Source organism: Leptolyngbya sp. AN10, assembly GCF_050565645.1.
Classification (GTDB): Bacteria; Cyanobacteriota; Cyanobacteriia; order Leptolyngbyales; family Leptolyngbyaceae; genus Leptolyngbya.
Map to the genome: position 1 here is coordinate 48151 of NZ_JBNXVP010000007.1, position 14696 is coordinate 62846.

General features: G+C 47.7%; 17 protein-coding genes. 6 read left to right on the forward strand and 11 right to left on the reverse strand.

Features of this window, described 5'->3' with window-relative positions; all coding sequences use genetic code 11:
* Positions 1-39: 39 nt before the first annotated feature.
* The 7 genes from ACQ4M5_RS11880 to ACQ4M5_RS11910 all read right to left on the reverse strand — a co-directional run bounded on the left by ACQ4M5_RS11880 (position 40) and on the right by ACQ4M5_RS11910 (position 3542).
* The gene (locus tag ACQ4M5_RS11880; protein ID WP_430675825.1) at positions 40-960 is read right to left on the reverse strand and encodes an SIS domain-containing protein; all 921 of its coding nucleotides are present in this window, start codon (positions 958-960) and stop codon (positions 40-42) included.
* On the reverse strand, positions 957-1229 hold the full coding sequence (locus ACQ4M5_RS11885; protein WP_430675826.1) for an HNH endonuclease: 273 nt from the start codon (positions 1227-1229) through the stop codon (positions 957-959). Before ACQ4M5_RS11885 ends, ACQ4M5_RS11880 begins: the two co-directional genes overlap by 4 nt.
* Positions 1230-1275: 46 nt before the next feature.
* Positions 1276-1866 carry a Uma2 family endonuclease gene (locus ACQ4M5_RS11890; protein WP_430675827.1) on the reverse strand — a complete coding sequence of 197 codons (591 nt, stop codon included), beginning with the start codon at positions 1864-1866 and terminating at the stop codon, positions 1276-1278.
* Positions 1867-1936: 70 nt separating this feature from the next.
* Positions 1937-2221 (reverse strand): hypothetical protein, encoded by a 285-nt coding sequence (locus ACQ4M5_RS11895; RefSeq protein WP_430675828.1) that lies wholly within the window; start codon positions 2219-2221, stop codon positions 1937-1939.
* A complete protein-coding gene (locus ACQ4M5_RS11900) occupies positions 2211-2507 on the reverse strand; it encodes a BrnT family toxin (RefSeq protein ID WP_430675829.1) in 297 nt (98 codons plus the stop codon). The genes ACQ4M5_RS11895 and ACQ4M5_RS11900 overlap by 11 nt, the downstream gene beginning before the upstream one ends.
* 233 nt (positions 2508-2740) lie before the next feature.
* The gene (locus tag ACQ4M5_RS11905) at positions 2741-3187 is read right to left on the reverse strand and encodes a hypothetical protein (RefSeq protein ID WP_430675830.1); all 447 of its coding nucleotides are present in this window, start codon (positions 3185-3187) and stop codon (positions 2741-2743) included.
* Between the two features lie 37 nt (positions 3188-3224).
* Positions 3225-3542: a DUF3067 family protein gene (locus ACQ4M5_RS11910; protein ID WP_430675831.1), complete on the reverse strand. Its 318-nt coding sequence runs from the start codon at positions 3540-3542 to the stop codon at positions 3225-3227.
* 245 nt (positions 3543-3787) lie between these two features.
* On the opposite strand from ACQ4M5_RS11910, the gene petC reads away from it, so the two are divergent.
* Together petC and petA are read left to right on the forward strand one after the other, a co-directional pair.
* On the forward strand, positions 3788-4327 hold the full coding sequence (gene petC / locus ACQ4M5_RS11915) for a cytochrome b6-f complex iron-sulfur subunit (RefSeq protein ID WP_430675832.1): 540 nt from the start codon (positions 3788-3790) through the stop codon (positions 4325-4327).
* A 38-nt stretch (positions 4328-4365) separates the two neighbouring features.
* Entirely contained in the window at positions 4366-5316 is a 951-nt protein-coding gene (petA, locus tag ACQ4M5_RS11920) for a cytochrome f (protein WP_430675833.1), read from the forward strand.
* Between the two features lie 118 nt (positions 5317-5434).
* Here the strand turns inward: petA and ACQ4M5_RS11925 are convergent, their stop codons facing one another.
* On the reverse strand, positions 5435-5623 hold the full coding sequence (locus ACQ4M5_RS11925; protein WP_430675834.1) for a CsbD family protein: 189 nt from the start codon (positions 5621-5623) through the stop codon (positions 5435-5437).
* A gap of 217 nt (positions 5624-5840) precedes the next feature.
* Here ACQ4M5_RS11925 and uvrB point away from each other — a divergent pair, with 217 nt between their 5' ends.
* A complete protein-coding gene (gene uvrB / locus ACQ4M5_RS11930) occupies positions 5841-7844 on the forward strand; it encodes an excinuclease ABC subunit UvrB (RefSeq protein WP_430675835.1) in 2004 nt (667 codons plus the stop codon).
* 68 nt (positions 7845-7912) lie between these two features.
* Here uvrB and ACQ4M5_RS11935 read toward each other — a convergent pair whose 3' ends face one another.
* Positions 7913-9427, reverse strand: coding sequence for a UbiD family decarboxylase (locus ACQ4M5_RS11935; RefSeq protein ID WP_430675836.1), 1515 nt, complete (start codon positions 9425-9427; stop codon positions 7913-7915).
* A gap of 118 nt (positions 9428-9545) precedes the next feature.
* Here ACQ4M5_RS11935 and ACQ4M5_RS11940 point away from each other — a divergent pair, with 118 nt between their 5' ends.
* The gene (locus tag ACQ4M5_RS11940) at positions 9546-10352 is read left to right on the forward strand and encodes a hypothetical protein (RefSeq protein WP_430675837.1); all 807 of its coding nucleotides are present in this window, start codon (positions 9546-9548) and stop codon (positions 10350-10352) included.
* On the opposite strand, the gene ACQ4M5_RS11945 is transcribed toward ACQ4M5_RS11940, so the two are convergent.
* Entirely contained in the window at positions 10349-11359 is a 1011-nt protein-coding gene (locus tag ACQ4M5_RS11945) for a RodZ domain-containing protein (protein WP_430675838.1), read from the reverse strand. The genes ACQ4M5_RS11940 and ACQ4M5_RS11945 overlap by 4 nt on opposite strands.
* Before the next feature lie 161 nt (positions 11360-11520).
* On the opposite strand from ACQ4M5_RS11945, the gene ACQ4M5_RS11950 reads away from it, so the two are divergent.
* Positions 11521-11994: an SAM-dependent methyltransferase gene (locus ACQ4M5_RS11950; protein WP_430675839.1), complete on the forward strand. Its 474-nt coding sequence runs from the start codon at positions 11521-11523 to the stop codon at positions 11992-11994.
* 227 nt (positions 11995-12221) lie between these two features.
* Here ACQ4M5_RS11950 and ACQ4M5_RS11955 read toward each other — a convergent pair whose 3' ends face one another.
* Positions 12222-13643, reverse strand: a complete 1422-nt coding sequence (locus tag ACQ4M5_RS11955; RefSeq protein WP_430675840.1) for a sodium/proline symporter — start codon at positions 13641-13643, stop codon at positions 12222-12224.
* 473 nt (positions 13644-14116) lie between these two features.
* On the opposite strand from ACQ4M5_RS11955, the gene ACQ4M5_RS11960 reads away from it, so the two are divergent.
* Entirely contained in the window at positions 14117-14680 is a 564-nt protein-coding gene (locus ACQ4M5_RS11960; protein ID WP_430675841.1) for a Uma2 family endonuclease, read from the forward strand.
* Positions 14681-14696 lie beyond the last annotated feature (16 nt).

The following is a 14696-nucleotide window of genomic DNA, read 5'->3' on the forward strand; positions in this document are numbered from 1 at the left end:
TAGAGGGAAAAGCAAAAAAGTAACAACCGCTGTTAGAGTTCAGGTTGTGAGCGATTTTGTGATGTTTCTTGGTCGATCGACATCTATCTTACGTAGGATTGCGAGTTCATACGCTAAAAGTTGCAGTGGAATGATAGTTAAGAATGGAGTAAATAGTTCGGGGATCGCTGGAGTCGGAATTTCGATCACTGGATTTCCATTCGCTCGGATACGATCGATAGTTTTTTTCACGTTCCCGATCGCAATCGTTGGAATCTGCGGATCTAAAAGCGCGATCGGTCCATGCAGAAATTCGCCTGCTGCATATCCTTCGGCATGAGTGTACGTTGCTTCTTTCAGTTTCAATGCGCCTTCAAGTGCGATCGCAGTATTGATCCCCCTCCCAATCAGAATCAAATCACGAGTATTTTCTAGAGACTTTGCGATTTGTGCGATCGTGTTCTCTTTGAGAATTGCTTCAATCTGTTGTGGAATTTCTTGAAGCCATTGAGCTTCTTGATTCGCAAGTTGAAACGCGAGTTGATACAGAATCACTAACTGTGCTGTAAAAGTCTTTGTTGCCGCAACACTCTTTTCTTCACCAGCATTGGTATAAATTGTCTGATCAACGAGCTTTGTAATCGTGCTATTAATTCCATTTGTGATCGCGATTCGTTTAGATTGAACAGTTTTTAATGCTGCGATCGTATCTGCTGTTTCTCCTGATTGAGTAATTGCGATCGTCAATGTATTCGGTGTTTCAATCATTGGCGCAAAAATTGATTCCGAAGACGATCTCACTTGTGTTGGAACTTTCGCCACTTGCTCAAATAAGAATTGTCCAATTAAACCTGCATTCAAACTGGTTCCACACGCGAGAATATTAATACGATCGAACTTCCCAACAGAGAGAGAACGATCGAGCAAGCGACGAATCACCTCCGGTTGCTCGTGGATCTCTTTCAGCATGAAATGAGTCATCGTTTTACTCTTACTTTGCGATCGGGATTTTGCTTCCGTACCCAAGCGAGAAACTTCGCCATTTCAGGATTCGATTGCAATTGATCGACTGTATTTAATTCTTGTGCAAGACGACGATTATCAAACAGAACATGAATTTGGCGATGACAAGCGGGGCAAATGTCGATTGTTTCACCCGGATCGAGTTTTTTGCGTTTGGTTTGTTGTCTGGGGACTAAATGATGTTCGGTGAGGGAAGGAACATCGCGATCGCAAAGCTGACAAAGCATATCTGGAACAGTTCGATTTCTTCCAGAGTAACGTGTCTGATTAAAATCATCGTCCAGCTCTTAAAATCTGCTCGGCTGTAAGTTGTAAAGTTGGAAACGTCGGAGAAACAATCAATTCACTACCACGAAAATCTTTTGCCTGATAGGTTCCATTTTCGAGCTTCAGCACAGTGACTATCGATCGCTCTGGATCGATTCGCCAAAACTCTGGAATTCCTCTTGCTGCATATTCGTTTGGTTTCTCTACATAATCACGATTGTAATTCTCACTGCCCGGATTACCAGGAGAAACAATCTCAATCACGATCAATGGTGCAGAAGCGTCTGCTGCGATCAACGCTTGGGGCAATCCGTCGATCGAGGCAAACGATCCTTCAGAATGCACAATCAGGTCAGGATCACGCGCCGTTACTGCTTTACTGCTAACCGCAATCCACTGTTTGAACCCAATGCGATAAGCAGGAATTCCCAATTGAAGAAAAGTAGCAAACAGGAATCCAGCGACGATCGTATTGGTCGTACTTTCAGCCCCCATATCGACTAATACCCCATTGACCAATTCGTAACGGGTATTAGTGCCGTCGTCATACGCTAGAAATTCCTCAATGCTCGTAAATCGTGTCTTAGTTTGGGTCATGGCAATTGCTTCTACCCGACAGCCTTATTATCACGCGATTCTATCGACTCAGTTAAAACATCACTGCTAATTACCCATGAACAGTCTCATTTAGAGCCTGCTCAATCACTTCCTGACTGACACCCTGCCGCTTCAAACTCTCAACCAATGCTGATACAGTATCACTCTCGAATCGCTCTAGATCTGCTCTCAATCCCTGACCAATGTAAGCTCGAATTAAGGGTTGGTAGCCGGAGAATCCCAGCAAGGGTGCAATTCGCTTCAAGTCCTCGATAACATCTTCAGGAATGCGAATTGTAACGCTGGTCATCGGACGATTTTTATCTAATCGCTTCTTCAATGCTTCAATTTTCATAATCTTCGCGCTCCTGTCGAGTGGCTTTACGGGCTGAAATGATCCGAATCACACTATCCTCACGCTCGATGTGAACGACGTATAACAAGTTCCATCGTTTATCAAATCCAATGATGGCATCTCTTTCTTCGTTGTTGCGACTCGCTTCGACCACGATTAGGAAAGGGTCAAAAAATGCCTGAGCCGCTTGCTGGAATGTAATACCGTCATGCTTGCTGGCATTGCTCCGTGCTTTCTCATCGTTCCAAACAAAAGTAATGCCGTTCAGCACGAAAAACATATCCATGCTGTGTAGTGTAGAGAGAGTGTACTTACATTGTCAATACGATTTCTACAGCCGATCGGGCAGGAATGATCAGAACCGACAATGACCGTAGCGCAGGTGAAAGCGTTCTGTTGCGCGATCGAGAAAACCCTCGAAGATCTTCCAAACTTCTTACAAGCGTAAGAAAATATAGAGTAATGTTGCTCAGTATCAACTCCGAATGGATCACCACTCGGAGTTTGCGAGTTTAGAATCTACAGCAACTCAGGGCAGAAATGTTTCACTGCCAACTGATTGTTTAGCCGCACAAAAGACATCACAAAGTTTTGACCCGATCGATTCAGCCTCGCCATTTGCGGCACTGCTTGACGTTGCACCTGTACAATCTGAGCATCCGAAGCTCCACTCTTCCGCGCCTCACAGTAAGCTTTCGCTGACTCTACAAGCTTCTGAGAATTCTTCTCGACCGCTTCTGATAACGCTTCTCCACGCGGACTATACGCCGATTTCCACCGCAATTCTGCAAGGAAGTTCTTGGCAATTTCCGCCTCTGGCATCGGTGCATTTTGACATACCGAAGTCGATAAATCCGTTGTTTTTCCGTTAATTCGTACAAAACAAGCGTGACCCGGTTCTCTCGCTTCTGCAACACTCGCAAACAAAACTGGAGCTACAAACCCCAACAAAATCGATCGCTTCATACCTTCAATCAAAAGACTTCAAGCGTAGAATTCCCGCCTAGAAATCTTCTAACAACCACTCCGAAGCCCGATCGCCTAAATCGATCGGGATACTCACCGCTTTCCCCTGTCTCGGACGTTCGCGAGTTTTTTGAATATAAGACTGAACTTGCTCGATCGCGCCCCAGCCCGCCAAATATTCCGCCACCTGATCTAGATGCTCCAAATATTCCGTCTCAGACAGCGGAAAGGATAACTGCTCCAGATACTTCCACATCACCTGAACAAAAAACTTTCCCTGAGTGCGACGCACCTGAATGTCATACGATCGCCCCCATTTATTCAAAAGAAGTTGCCTCAGTTCTTGTCCCGTCATGATGGCGCAATCGTAATTTGTAACATTTCGTTAATTAACCCAATCTAAATGTGAATGTCACGAAATGTATAATACACCTAAGAAACGCTACGAATGGCGGACTCTAAGGGATCTCTGGACATTCTGTTTAGACAAACTTGGAGCGTCACAGTGTAGCACCTCCATGTAAATTGATTTAAACACAGGGCTTTCAAATCAGTTCTGCGCGAAATCTTTTGTCATCCGCAATCCCTAGAGAAGAAGTCATGGCTCAATTATCTGAATCTTCTGATGTCCCAAGCATGGGTCGTCGCCAATTTATGAACGCCTTGATGTTTGGCTCTGAAGCGTTGGTCGCGCTCGGTGCTTTGTATCCCGTCGTCAAATACTTTATTCCACCGTCCGCAGGTGGCGCATCCGGTGGAGTCACGGCAAAAGACGCGCTCGGTAACGATATCGTTGTCAGCGAATATCTCACGTCGCATCCAGCAGGCGATCGCAATCTTGCTCAAGGTCTTAAAGGCGATCCAACCTATGTGGTTGTGACGAATGAAGGCTCGATCGAGAATTACGGTATTAATGCCGTTTGTACTCACCTCGGCTGTGTTGTGCCCTGGAACGCCAACGAAAACAAATTTATGTGTCCCTGCCACGGTTCACAGTACGACAACACTGGAAAAGTTGTGCGCGGTCCGGCTCCGTTGTCGCTGGCATTGGTTCATGCGAACGTGGAAAACGACAAAATTTCCTTTACTCCTTGGACAGAAACCGACTTCCGTACCGGAGACGATCCTTGGTGGGCTTAATCCCGTTTAGAACCCTTGCACAACAGAGTGAACTAGAGATGAGAACCAGTTTTTTACGTAAAGCGATCGTGACGATCGCTGCGATCGCGACCTTACTTGCCGGAAGTTTTGCCCTGCCTCAAGCAGCTTCGGCTTATCCGATTTTTGCTCAGCAACAATACGAAAATCCTCGTGAAGCAACGGGTCGGATTGTGTGCGCGAACTGTCACTTAGGTGCAAAACCGACTGAAGTGGAAGTGCCCCAATCGATTCTGCCGGATACCGTGTTTGAAGCGGTGGTGAAAATCCCTTACGACACGGGCGTTCAGCAGGTTCAAGGCGATGGAACCAAAGGACCTTTGAACGTGGGTGCGGTTCTGATGCTGCCCGATGGTTTCAAACTGGCTCCAGACGATCGTATGACCGAAGAGCAGAAAGCAAAAGCGGAAGAGCTTTATATCCAGCCGTACAGCGATGCTCATCCGAACTGGCTAGTCGTTGGTCCGATTCCGGGTGAACAGTATCAGGAAATCGAATTCCCGGTGCTGTCTCCTGATCCGAACACCGATAAATCTGTTCGTTTTGGTAAGTACCCAATTCACGTTGGCGGCAACCGTGGGCGCGGACAAGTCTATCCAACCGGACAAAAGAGCAACAACGCGGTTTATAACGCTACGGTTTCGGGAACGATTTCGGCGATCGCTAAAACTGAAGAAGGCGGCTACAACGTCCAAATCACTGAAGAAAATGGAACCGTTGCAACCGATGAAATTCCCGCAGGTCCTGAACTGTTAGTGGCTCAAGGTGATGCCGTGAAAGCTGGCGATCCGCTGACTGGCAACCCGAACGTGGGTGGATTTGGTCAAGTGGACAAAGAAATCGTGCTGCAAAGCCCCGATCGGATTAAGGGACTGTTGGCGTTCTTTGCGATCGTCACTTTGACCCAGATTTTCCTGGTGCTGAAGAAGAAACAGGTCGAGCGCGTTCAAGCTGCCGAAATGAACTTCTAAGCAATTGGGATTGAATGAATTAGACCGGGATGAGTTGCTTGTCCCGGTTTTTTCATGCAAAAAAAGACGATCGCAAAAACACGATCGTCTGAATGAGGTTATTGGGATGGGAAGTTAACTATGCACGATCGACGACATCTTTCGCGGCATCTTTCACATCTTCCTTAGCATTGCGAGCTTCAGCTTCAGTTTGCTTTGCTTGTCCTGCCATCTTATCCGCTGGATCATTGGTGATATTTCCCATTGCTTCCTGCGCTTTACCTTCCACGTTTTTAGCAGCAGCTTTAGCTCTTTCTTCTAAACTCATGATTTTCTCCTAATAGTTTTAGATAAGGGCTGGTCTTGCAACCAACTGTATTGAATGTAACGGTTTCACCCTGAAAGGGACTCTAACAGAAGGGTGATTACACTTCAGAACATCACCCTCGCTAGATAGAGATTGCCGAAACGATCGATCGCAGTCTCCGACACAACCGCCTTCAGTTAGAAACGTTAAAATTGAGATAATTCTCTCTGATTTGAAGATGGCAGGATTTAACATTCAAGCCCCGTTTGAGCCGAAGGGCGATCAGCCAACTGCGATCGCACAACTCGTTAAAAGTATCAATGCTGGAAATCGTTATCAAACTCTGCAAGGTGCGACCGGGACTGGAAAGACTCATACGATCGCACGAGTAATCGATAAAGTCGGAAAGCCAACATTACTCCTCGCACACAACAAAACACTCGCGGCACAGCTTTGTAATGAGTTGCGCGAATTCTTTCCAAACAATGCAGTCGAGTACTTCATCAGTTATTACGACTATTATCAGCCTGAAGCTTACATTCCGGTGAGCGATACTTATATCGAAAAGACGGCTTCGATCAACGATGAGATTGATATGCTGCGACATTCGGCAACTCGATCGTTGTTTGAGCGCAGAGATGTGATTGTGGTGGCATCGATTAGCTGTATCTATGGTTTGGGAATTGCTGCTGAGTATTTGAATGCGTCGATTCCGCTGCGAGTCGGTGAAGAAGTCAATCAGCGGCAAGTTTTACGCGATTTAGCATCAGTGCAATATTCGCGAAATGATCTCGATCTCGGTCGGGGTAAGTTCCGAGTCAAAGGCGATGTGTTAGAAATTGGTCCCGCTTACGAAGATCGAATCATTCGAGTCGAATTCTTTGGCGATGAAATTGATGCCATTCGCTATGTTGATCCGGTCACAGGCGCGACATTGCAAAGTATGGAAGCTGTTAGTATCTATCCTGCCCGTCACTTTGTCACGCCAGAAGATCGACTACAGATTGCCTGTGACGAGATTGAATTAGAGCTAAAACATCGCTTAATCGAACTGGAAAGCGAAGGAAAATTACTTGAAGCACAACGTTTAGAGCAACGTACTCGATACGATTTGGAAGTCTTGAGAGAAGTTGGATTCTGTAACGGTGTGGAGAACTATTCGAGACATTTAGCAGGTCGCCAACCGGGTGAGCAACCGGAATGTCTATTGAACTATTTTCCTGATGATTGGTTGTTGGCGATCGATGAATCTCACGTGACGATTCCCCAAATTCGAGGCATGTACAACGGCGACCAAGCTCGTAAGAAAGTGCTGATCGATCATGGTTTCCGTTTACCGAGTGCCGCAGATAATCGCCCCCTCAAAGCTGAGGAATTCTGGGAAAGAGTAAATCAATGTGTGTTCATTTCTGCAACTCCGGGCGATTGGGAATTAGAAATCTCTGAAGATCGCGTCGTAGAGCAAGTGATTCGCCCGACTGGAGTGCTTGATCCGGAAGTCTTTGTGCGTCCGACTCAAGGACAAGTCGATGATCTATTGCATGAAATCCAAACGCGAGTCGAGAAGCGAGAAAGAACACTCGTGACAACCCTTACGAAACGGATGGCGGAAGATTTAACCGAATACTTCCAAGAGCGCGGCGTTCGGGTCAGATATTTGCACTCGGAAATTAACTCGATCGAAAGAATCGAAATCCTTCAAGAACTCAGAGAAGGCACATTCGATGTTCTAATCGGGGTGAACTTGCTCAGAGAAGGATTGGACTTACCGGAAGTTTCGTTAGTTGCGATCCTTGATGCGGATAAAGAGGGATTCTTGCGGGCAAAACGATCGCTGATTCAGACGATCGGACGAGCAGCGCGACACGTTGAAGGGAAAGCAATTCTCTACGCAGACAATCTGACCGATAGTATGGCAGCAGCGATCGAGGAAACCGAGCGAAGACGGGCGATTCAAATCGAATACAACGAGAAACATGGAATCGTACCAACACCGATCATCAAGAAATCGAACAATGCGATTTTGGCATTCCTCGAAGTTTCGCGACGGTTGAATTCGCAGGAATTGGAGCAAGTTTACGAAAAAGCCGATGAGATTCCGTTAGAGAACATTCCTAATTTGATTACACAGCTTGAAGCACAGATGAAAGAGGCTGCGAAAAAGATGGAATTCGAGGAAGCGGCGAAGTATCGAGACAGAATTAAACATCTGCGCGATAAGATGCTGGGTCATCATAATTAGTAGGGAGTAGGGGGTAGGGAGTAGGGGGTAGGGAGATAAAAACGCATCCCACTCCCCACTCCCCACTCCTATCTCTCGATCTGATACCCAAACAAATTCGGATCAACTTCCCCTAACTTAAGATCCGCCAATCCATATTCCGCCCAACGTCGATCGACCATTGCAGCCACATCCGGATCAGACTTCAACGGATCTGCCCAAGGACGGTCTGTCTCTGGGAAAACCTTCGTGGTGGCATCAATCCCCATTCGGCTGCCCAAACCAGGCTTCTCGGTAGCAAAATCAAGCGAATCAAACGGATTCTCAGGCAGGATGAACACGTCACGAGCCGGATCAACCTTTGAAGTAATCGCCCAAACCACTGCTCTCGGATCGCGAATGTTAATGTCTTTATCCACCACAATTACAAACTTGGTGTACGTAAACTGTGGAAGAGCGCTCCAGAAGGCTAATGCGGCTCGTCTGGCTTGACCGGGATAAGCTTTATCGATCGACAATACCGCCGCTTTATAGCTCAAAGCTTCCATCGGTAAAAAGAAATCGATAATCTCAGGTACTTGCTGTCTCAGAATCGGCGTATAGATTCGATTCAGCGCGATCGCCATCATTGCATCTTCTTTTGGGGGACGACCGCTAAACGTTGTGAGATAAATCGGATTTTTCCGATGCGTCATGCAGTTAAATTTCAGCATCGGAGCCTTTTCATTCACGCCGCCGTAGTAGCCCATGTGATCACCCGCTGGACCATCGATCTCTGTGTCTCCAGGCGTGATCGTGCCTTCTAGAACAAATTCCGAATCCGCAGGCACTTCTAAATCTACAGTTTTGCACTTTGCAAGATGAACACCCGCACCGCCATACAATCCAGCAAATAGCCATTCAGATAAATCAACAGGTAAGGGAGTTGCAGCCGCCATGATAATGAGCGGATCAACACCAAGCGCGATCGCAACTTCTAATTTTTCTCCCCGCTCCGCAGCCTTTCTCAAATGCCGAGTTGCCCCCCGCACCGAAAGCCATTGAACGGTCATCGTATTTTTTGACTGCAACTGCAACCGATACACGCCGACATTTGGAATCTTCGTTTCTGGATCTTTTGTGATCATTAATCCAAGCGTCAGCACCTTACCCGCATCACCCGGATACACTCGCAGCATCGGAATTTGAGTCAGATCCACCTCATCATCTTTCAACACAATCTGTTGACAGGCAGGTAGAAAATCACGAGCAGGTTTGGCTTGCACCACATCGTAAAGAACTTTCCCTAGCTCGATCGCTTGCGAAAACTTCTTCGGTGGACGCGGCTGATACAACAACGCCAGCTTTTTCCCCAGCGTTTCGAGTTCCAAAGGCGACTCCATATTCATCGCCAAACAGACCCGTTCCACCGTTCCCATCAGATTCACTGCCACGGGATGCGGCGACCCTTTGACATTTTCAAACAGCAATCCAGGTCCACCATGCTGCAACATCCGATTCGCAATTTCAGCGATCTCTAAGTCAGGATCAACCAGCGTTTGGATGCGGCGCAACTGTCCGCGTTCTTCAAGCTGTCTGATAAATCCGCGCAAATCTCTCGGCATAGCTCGGCAACATAAAGGACTGTTTCTATTATGAAGCGGTAAGACCGGAGTAAGAATTTCAGCCCCAATCAAGGGCACTTTAGAAGCACAGATTTAAATATTCCGCCCCTTTTGGCTCATGTCTACCCAAAGAGTTCCACTCGAAGCCCTGCAAAAAATTAGACAACACTTCAAGACCACACTGCTGGTTCCACAAGCGGAAGATCATCCGGAGATTTATATCGATCGAGAAGAACCCCCAACCCCGACTTCACTCGAAGATTTGGGCAGTTTGTTTCACTTCGGTGGCTCCTTGGAAGATGCGCTACAAATGCCAAATTGTCAGGGGCAATGGTTCATCAGTTCAGCCAATCCTGGAACTGCATTGATGAAATTACCCGGTCTGAAGCTCAAATCAGGATTTCGACTCGTGAGCTATCTGTACCGGAGTGGCGACGATGGGACGGGAGCAACTTGGGCAGTTCCAGAACAGTTCAGCACCACCTCGCATCTGGAAAAAGCATTACTGATTGCTGAAGGTCGCGATCGACCTCCTAAACCCGAAAATGCCCTACCCGATTTCATGGATGCGATCGAGGGCGATCATTCTCCAATGTCTTATGTGATCGCTTCCTTACTGCGTCGTGAACTGCTCGAATTCGGCAGAATGGGACGACTCGCAACTTGGAGCCAGCATCGTTTAATCAATACACTTCCAAACCTTCCTCATTGGCAATGGCGGGCAGAAGCTCCAAAGGATTACTCTCCAAAGGTTCGAGTGTTTTCAGATGGACGAGTTGCGGTTGAGTTTTTTAGCTGTCGAACTGTTGCCCCGATCGCGGTTTTTCAACACGTCGATCATTACTTGGCAGGACAATATCGATCGCAACACTTAGATCGAGCGATCGCAATTTCTCAACCGACCAACGGAGCCGTTAAACGTTAGGGGTTTGGCGGAAAACTTGCGCTCAAAACTTCTCCAGCCGCGCCCATTGGTTTGAACGGCGCATTGTTATAAGACAGCGCTACACCACCTGCGTTCCCGGCATTGACGACAACCGTTTGCTTGCCGCTCCACGTCCGCTGAGTCCCTTTGGGCAGGGTTCCTTCAAACGCTGGAGTCCCATCGACGACAACTTCCACCCAGCTCTCCTCGGTGACATTCATCTTCACACCAACTGCACCCGCTGGAGACGGACTCGGAGAAGCTACGGGAGAAGGGTTTGGAGGGGCTTGAGTCGCACTCGGAATAGTCGTCGAATTGGGGGGAGCGATCGACGGTTTCGGAGCTTGAGGAGCCGTTGCCGCTACGGGAGCCGATCGTTCTGCGGGACGATTAAAGACGGTTGCTGCTAACACACCAATTACGCCTAATGCGATCGCGCCTCCTAGAGCAAACAAGGGCAATCGAGAAGATTCATTCCCCGTCAACTTCGGCTCACTGAGTTTTACCTTCGGTTCATCGCGAACGAGTTCAGGCTCTTGCGGTTTCGGAGTGGGGAGCGGTGTAACAGGCGCAGCAGGTTTTGGCGGGACAGTGTTTTGAACAGGTTTTGGTGGGACAGCGTTTTGCACAGGTTTTAGTGGCACTGGGGTTTGTGCAGATTTAAGCGGCGTGGTATTTTGCACCACAGGCTTCAGAGGCGGTTCAGGAGTCGAAGAAATCAACGTTGCCGCAGTGCTCGCAGGCAGTGGCGAGAGATCGACCGTGAATTCTTTGGACATGGCTGTGCCATCTAGCCCGATCGCATCGGCGTAACGGCGAATAAACCCTTGAACAAAAACGGGTTCCGGGAGTCGATCGAGGTTTGCATCTTCGATCGCGCTCAAAAGTCGCTGCGGAATGTAGGTTTTCGCGGCAATTTCTTCGAGCGAAATCGATTTTTTCTGGCGTTCTTCGCCAAGCCGAGCGCCGATCGATTTGAGTTGTTCTTTCTGTGCCGAGTTGCCCATAATCTTTTTGACTGTCCCTTAGCCTTACCGTCACGACAAGAGCACTTTAAATCAAGCGTGTCTAGTTGAGTCAAGCGTATCGCCCATCGTTTTGGTGTACAAAATTGCGATCGCCTTTCAGTATGATGAGGAACTTGTCCGCAATTGTAAAGAGAGCCAATATGTCTCGAAGACCAGATATTGCCTTTATTCCTATGCCTGAACTCGCGATCGAGGTGCTGCTAAAGGAATTGCAGGTGAAGGACTCCGATGTGATTTATGATCTCGGCTGTGGAGATGGTCAGGTTTTGGTAACAGCGGCGGTGGGGTGTGGGGTGTGGGGTGTGGGGATCGATATTGATCCGGTGCGAATTCAGGAAGCGCGATCGAAGGCAGAACAGGCAGGAGTCAGCGATCGAGTGACGTTTCGTGAAGCAGATTTATTTGAAAGCCGATTTGAAGAAGCTTCGATCGTCGTTCTCTATTTGTTGCCGCATTTGAATTTACGATTGCGACCTGCATTGTTTGAGCAGCTTAAACCGGGAACGCGAATTGTATCGATCGATTTTGATATGGGCGATTGGCAACCGGAAAAAACAATCAAACTCGACATCGAAGAAGAAACGACGCTGTATTTTTGGACGATCGCGGATTAGGGATTCAAGGAGTTTGTAAATTTTGGTGTGTTCGCTCATCCGTGAACCCGCCCAGCGTTAAACCGCCGGGCTAATTGAGGAAACCCCGCTGAAGCGGGCTAAAACCGCGCTCTGAGGGGGCTTCAGCCTCCTTTCTCCCATTAGCCCGGTCGGTTTAGCGCCGGGCGGACTACATCGCAGCGACAGACTTGAAGCGGAACAAAATTTTGAACATACTCCTAGATTATTCAATGTTCAAACACGGCTCGACGGGCGAACACTCTCCAAATCCCATACGCAACACCGCCTGCAAGCATTCCCGGAAGCACTTCATTCGTAATACTTGATAGCCTCAAGCCCTGACTCCACAGCAAAGCGGTTCCAATTCCAACCCCCATCATCGTGAGCGCGATCGCTAAATTCACAGGTTGTCTCAACACCCGCACAATCAGCAATGGACCCAATCCGGATGCTAACGCTGCCCAGGAAAAAGTAACTAAGAAAAAGACGTTTCGATCGCCGACTAGAGCAATACTGAACACGATCGCAGTGACCGTTAATGTCCCAAGCTTCACCCAGCGATAAGACTTGGCAAACTGTGGAAACATATCTTGAGTCAGTGCCGCAGAACAGCAGAGAATTTGAGAATCCGCTGTAGAAATCGTTGCTGCAAAAATTCCCGCTAACATCAACCCCACAAACGCATCTGGCAGAAGATGTTGTGCCAAAAACGGCAGTGCCAATTCTGGATCACCCGAAGTCATAATTTCTGGCAAAATCACTCGTGCTGCCATTCCCACACCCAACGCCGCAAACGAGTTAAACAGACTAAAGAAAGCCTTGATATTGAGCGATAGTTGTATATTCTCAGGAGAATCGATCGCCATTCCTCGCGTCAAAATATGCGGCTGTCCCACAACTCCAAAACCCGCCACAATCCACCCGATAAAGAACGGCAAAAAGCCCAAAGGCAAGTTCGCTGGACTGAGATTCACTAGCTTCGGATCGATCGCTGCCATTCCGTTCCACAGTCCACCAAATCCACCGCAAGCCACGATCGCAACCGTAAACAGCAACAGCAGCGAACTAACCATCACAACGGACTGTGCCACATCTGTCCAGATATCCGCTCGAACCCCACCCGAAAAGCAATAAACGAGAACGATCGCAACGCCTAAAATAATCCCGATCGTATAATCCCAACCAAATGCAACCGAGAGCGCTTTACTGCCCGCCACAAGCTGCGAAGCCGCATAAGATCCCAAGAATGCCAAAATAATCAAACCTGAGATAAACGAAACCCATCTCCCTCCCTTTGAATTGTGAGCGAGCAGAGCAGAAACCGTATCCGTCGAAGTCGCTTCTGAAACTTGTCTCAAGCGTTTGAAGAACAACCACCAAGCCAAGTAATCTCCGATCGCCCATCCGATCGTTAACCAAATCGCAGAAATCCCGATTTTGTAAGCAAATCCAACTTGTCCTAGAAACAGCAGTCCACTTTGCCCCGTAGACATTGCACTTAAAGCCGTAAACCAGGGATTCACATTCCGGCTGGCGAGTAAGTAATCATCAGTGGTGTTCTGTGTCCGACGCGCCGAGTAAGCCCCAATTAGAACAATCAAAGTGAGAATCGTGATAAACGTTGCTGCGATCGCGGTTTGATTTGCCATACCTAAATGAGACAGGATCGGATGGCGCGATTTTACTCAGTCATCATTCTTAAATAGTCTGACATTAGAGAGAAATTTCGGGATTGGAATCTCTATCTTGCGATCGAGCAGAGTGAAAATGTTCATAAAATATCAGTCTGTGCCACGATGAGCTTTAGAGCAGGTGCGAAGCTAAGAGGGTGTTTGAGAAGTCATCGTTTATCGCATTCACCCGCCCGGAAATGAATCTCCGGGCTAATCGCGGGAAGCCCACTAAACTGGGCTAAGAACTCCGTATTACTCTCTTAGCATTACTCTCTTAGCCCGCTTCAGCGGGGTTTCTTCCATTAGCCCGGAGATTCATTTCCGGGCGAACTGGCAACGAAGTAAAGCCGCTTTTTATCCTTCTCAAACACCCTTTAAGGTGTCGGGATTTCACGCTTGTGATTTGTTCTAACCTTGATATGTATTGCGATATCGGATGAATTAGTGCCATGACCATCATCACACTCGACCTTAGTGCGATCGCTCACGTCACCGACGAGCAGTTCTATCAACTGTGCCAATCCAATCCGAATGTTCCATTGGAACGAAATCACAAAGGAGAATTAATTATCGTGCCACCCGTTGGAGGAGAAAGCGGTAGTCGTGAAGCTGACTACATTATTGATTTAGGCAACTGGAATCGCCAAACTGGTTTAGGGAAAGTCTTTAGCTCCTCAACAATCTTCAGCTTACCGAATGGTGGAGATCGCTCTCCAGATGCAGCTTGGGTGAGGCTCGATCACTGGAATGTACTCACGCCAGAACAGCAAGAACGATTTCCACCGATCTGCCCCGATTTTGTAATTGAACTCAGATCGCGTACTGATCGCCTCAAACCTCTTCAAGAAAAAATGCAGGAATATCTCGACAGCGGATTGAGATTGGGATGGCTAATTGATCCCCAAAATGAACAGGTGGAAATTTATCGATCGGGACAAGCGATCGAGATTGTGAAGTTCCCAGTTCAACTCTCAGGCGAAGACGTTCTACCTGGTTTCGTTCTGAATTTGTAAGAAAAAAGCAGCCGAT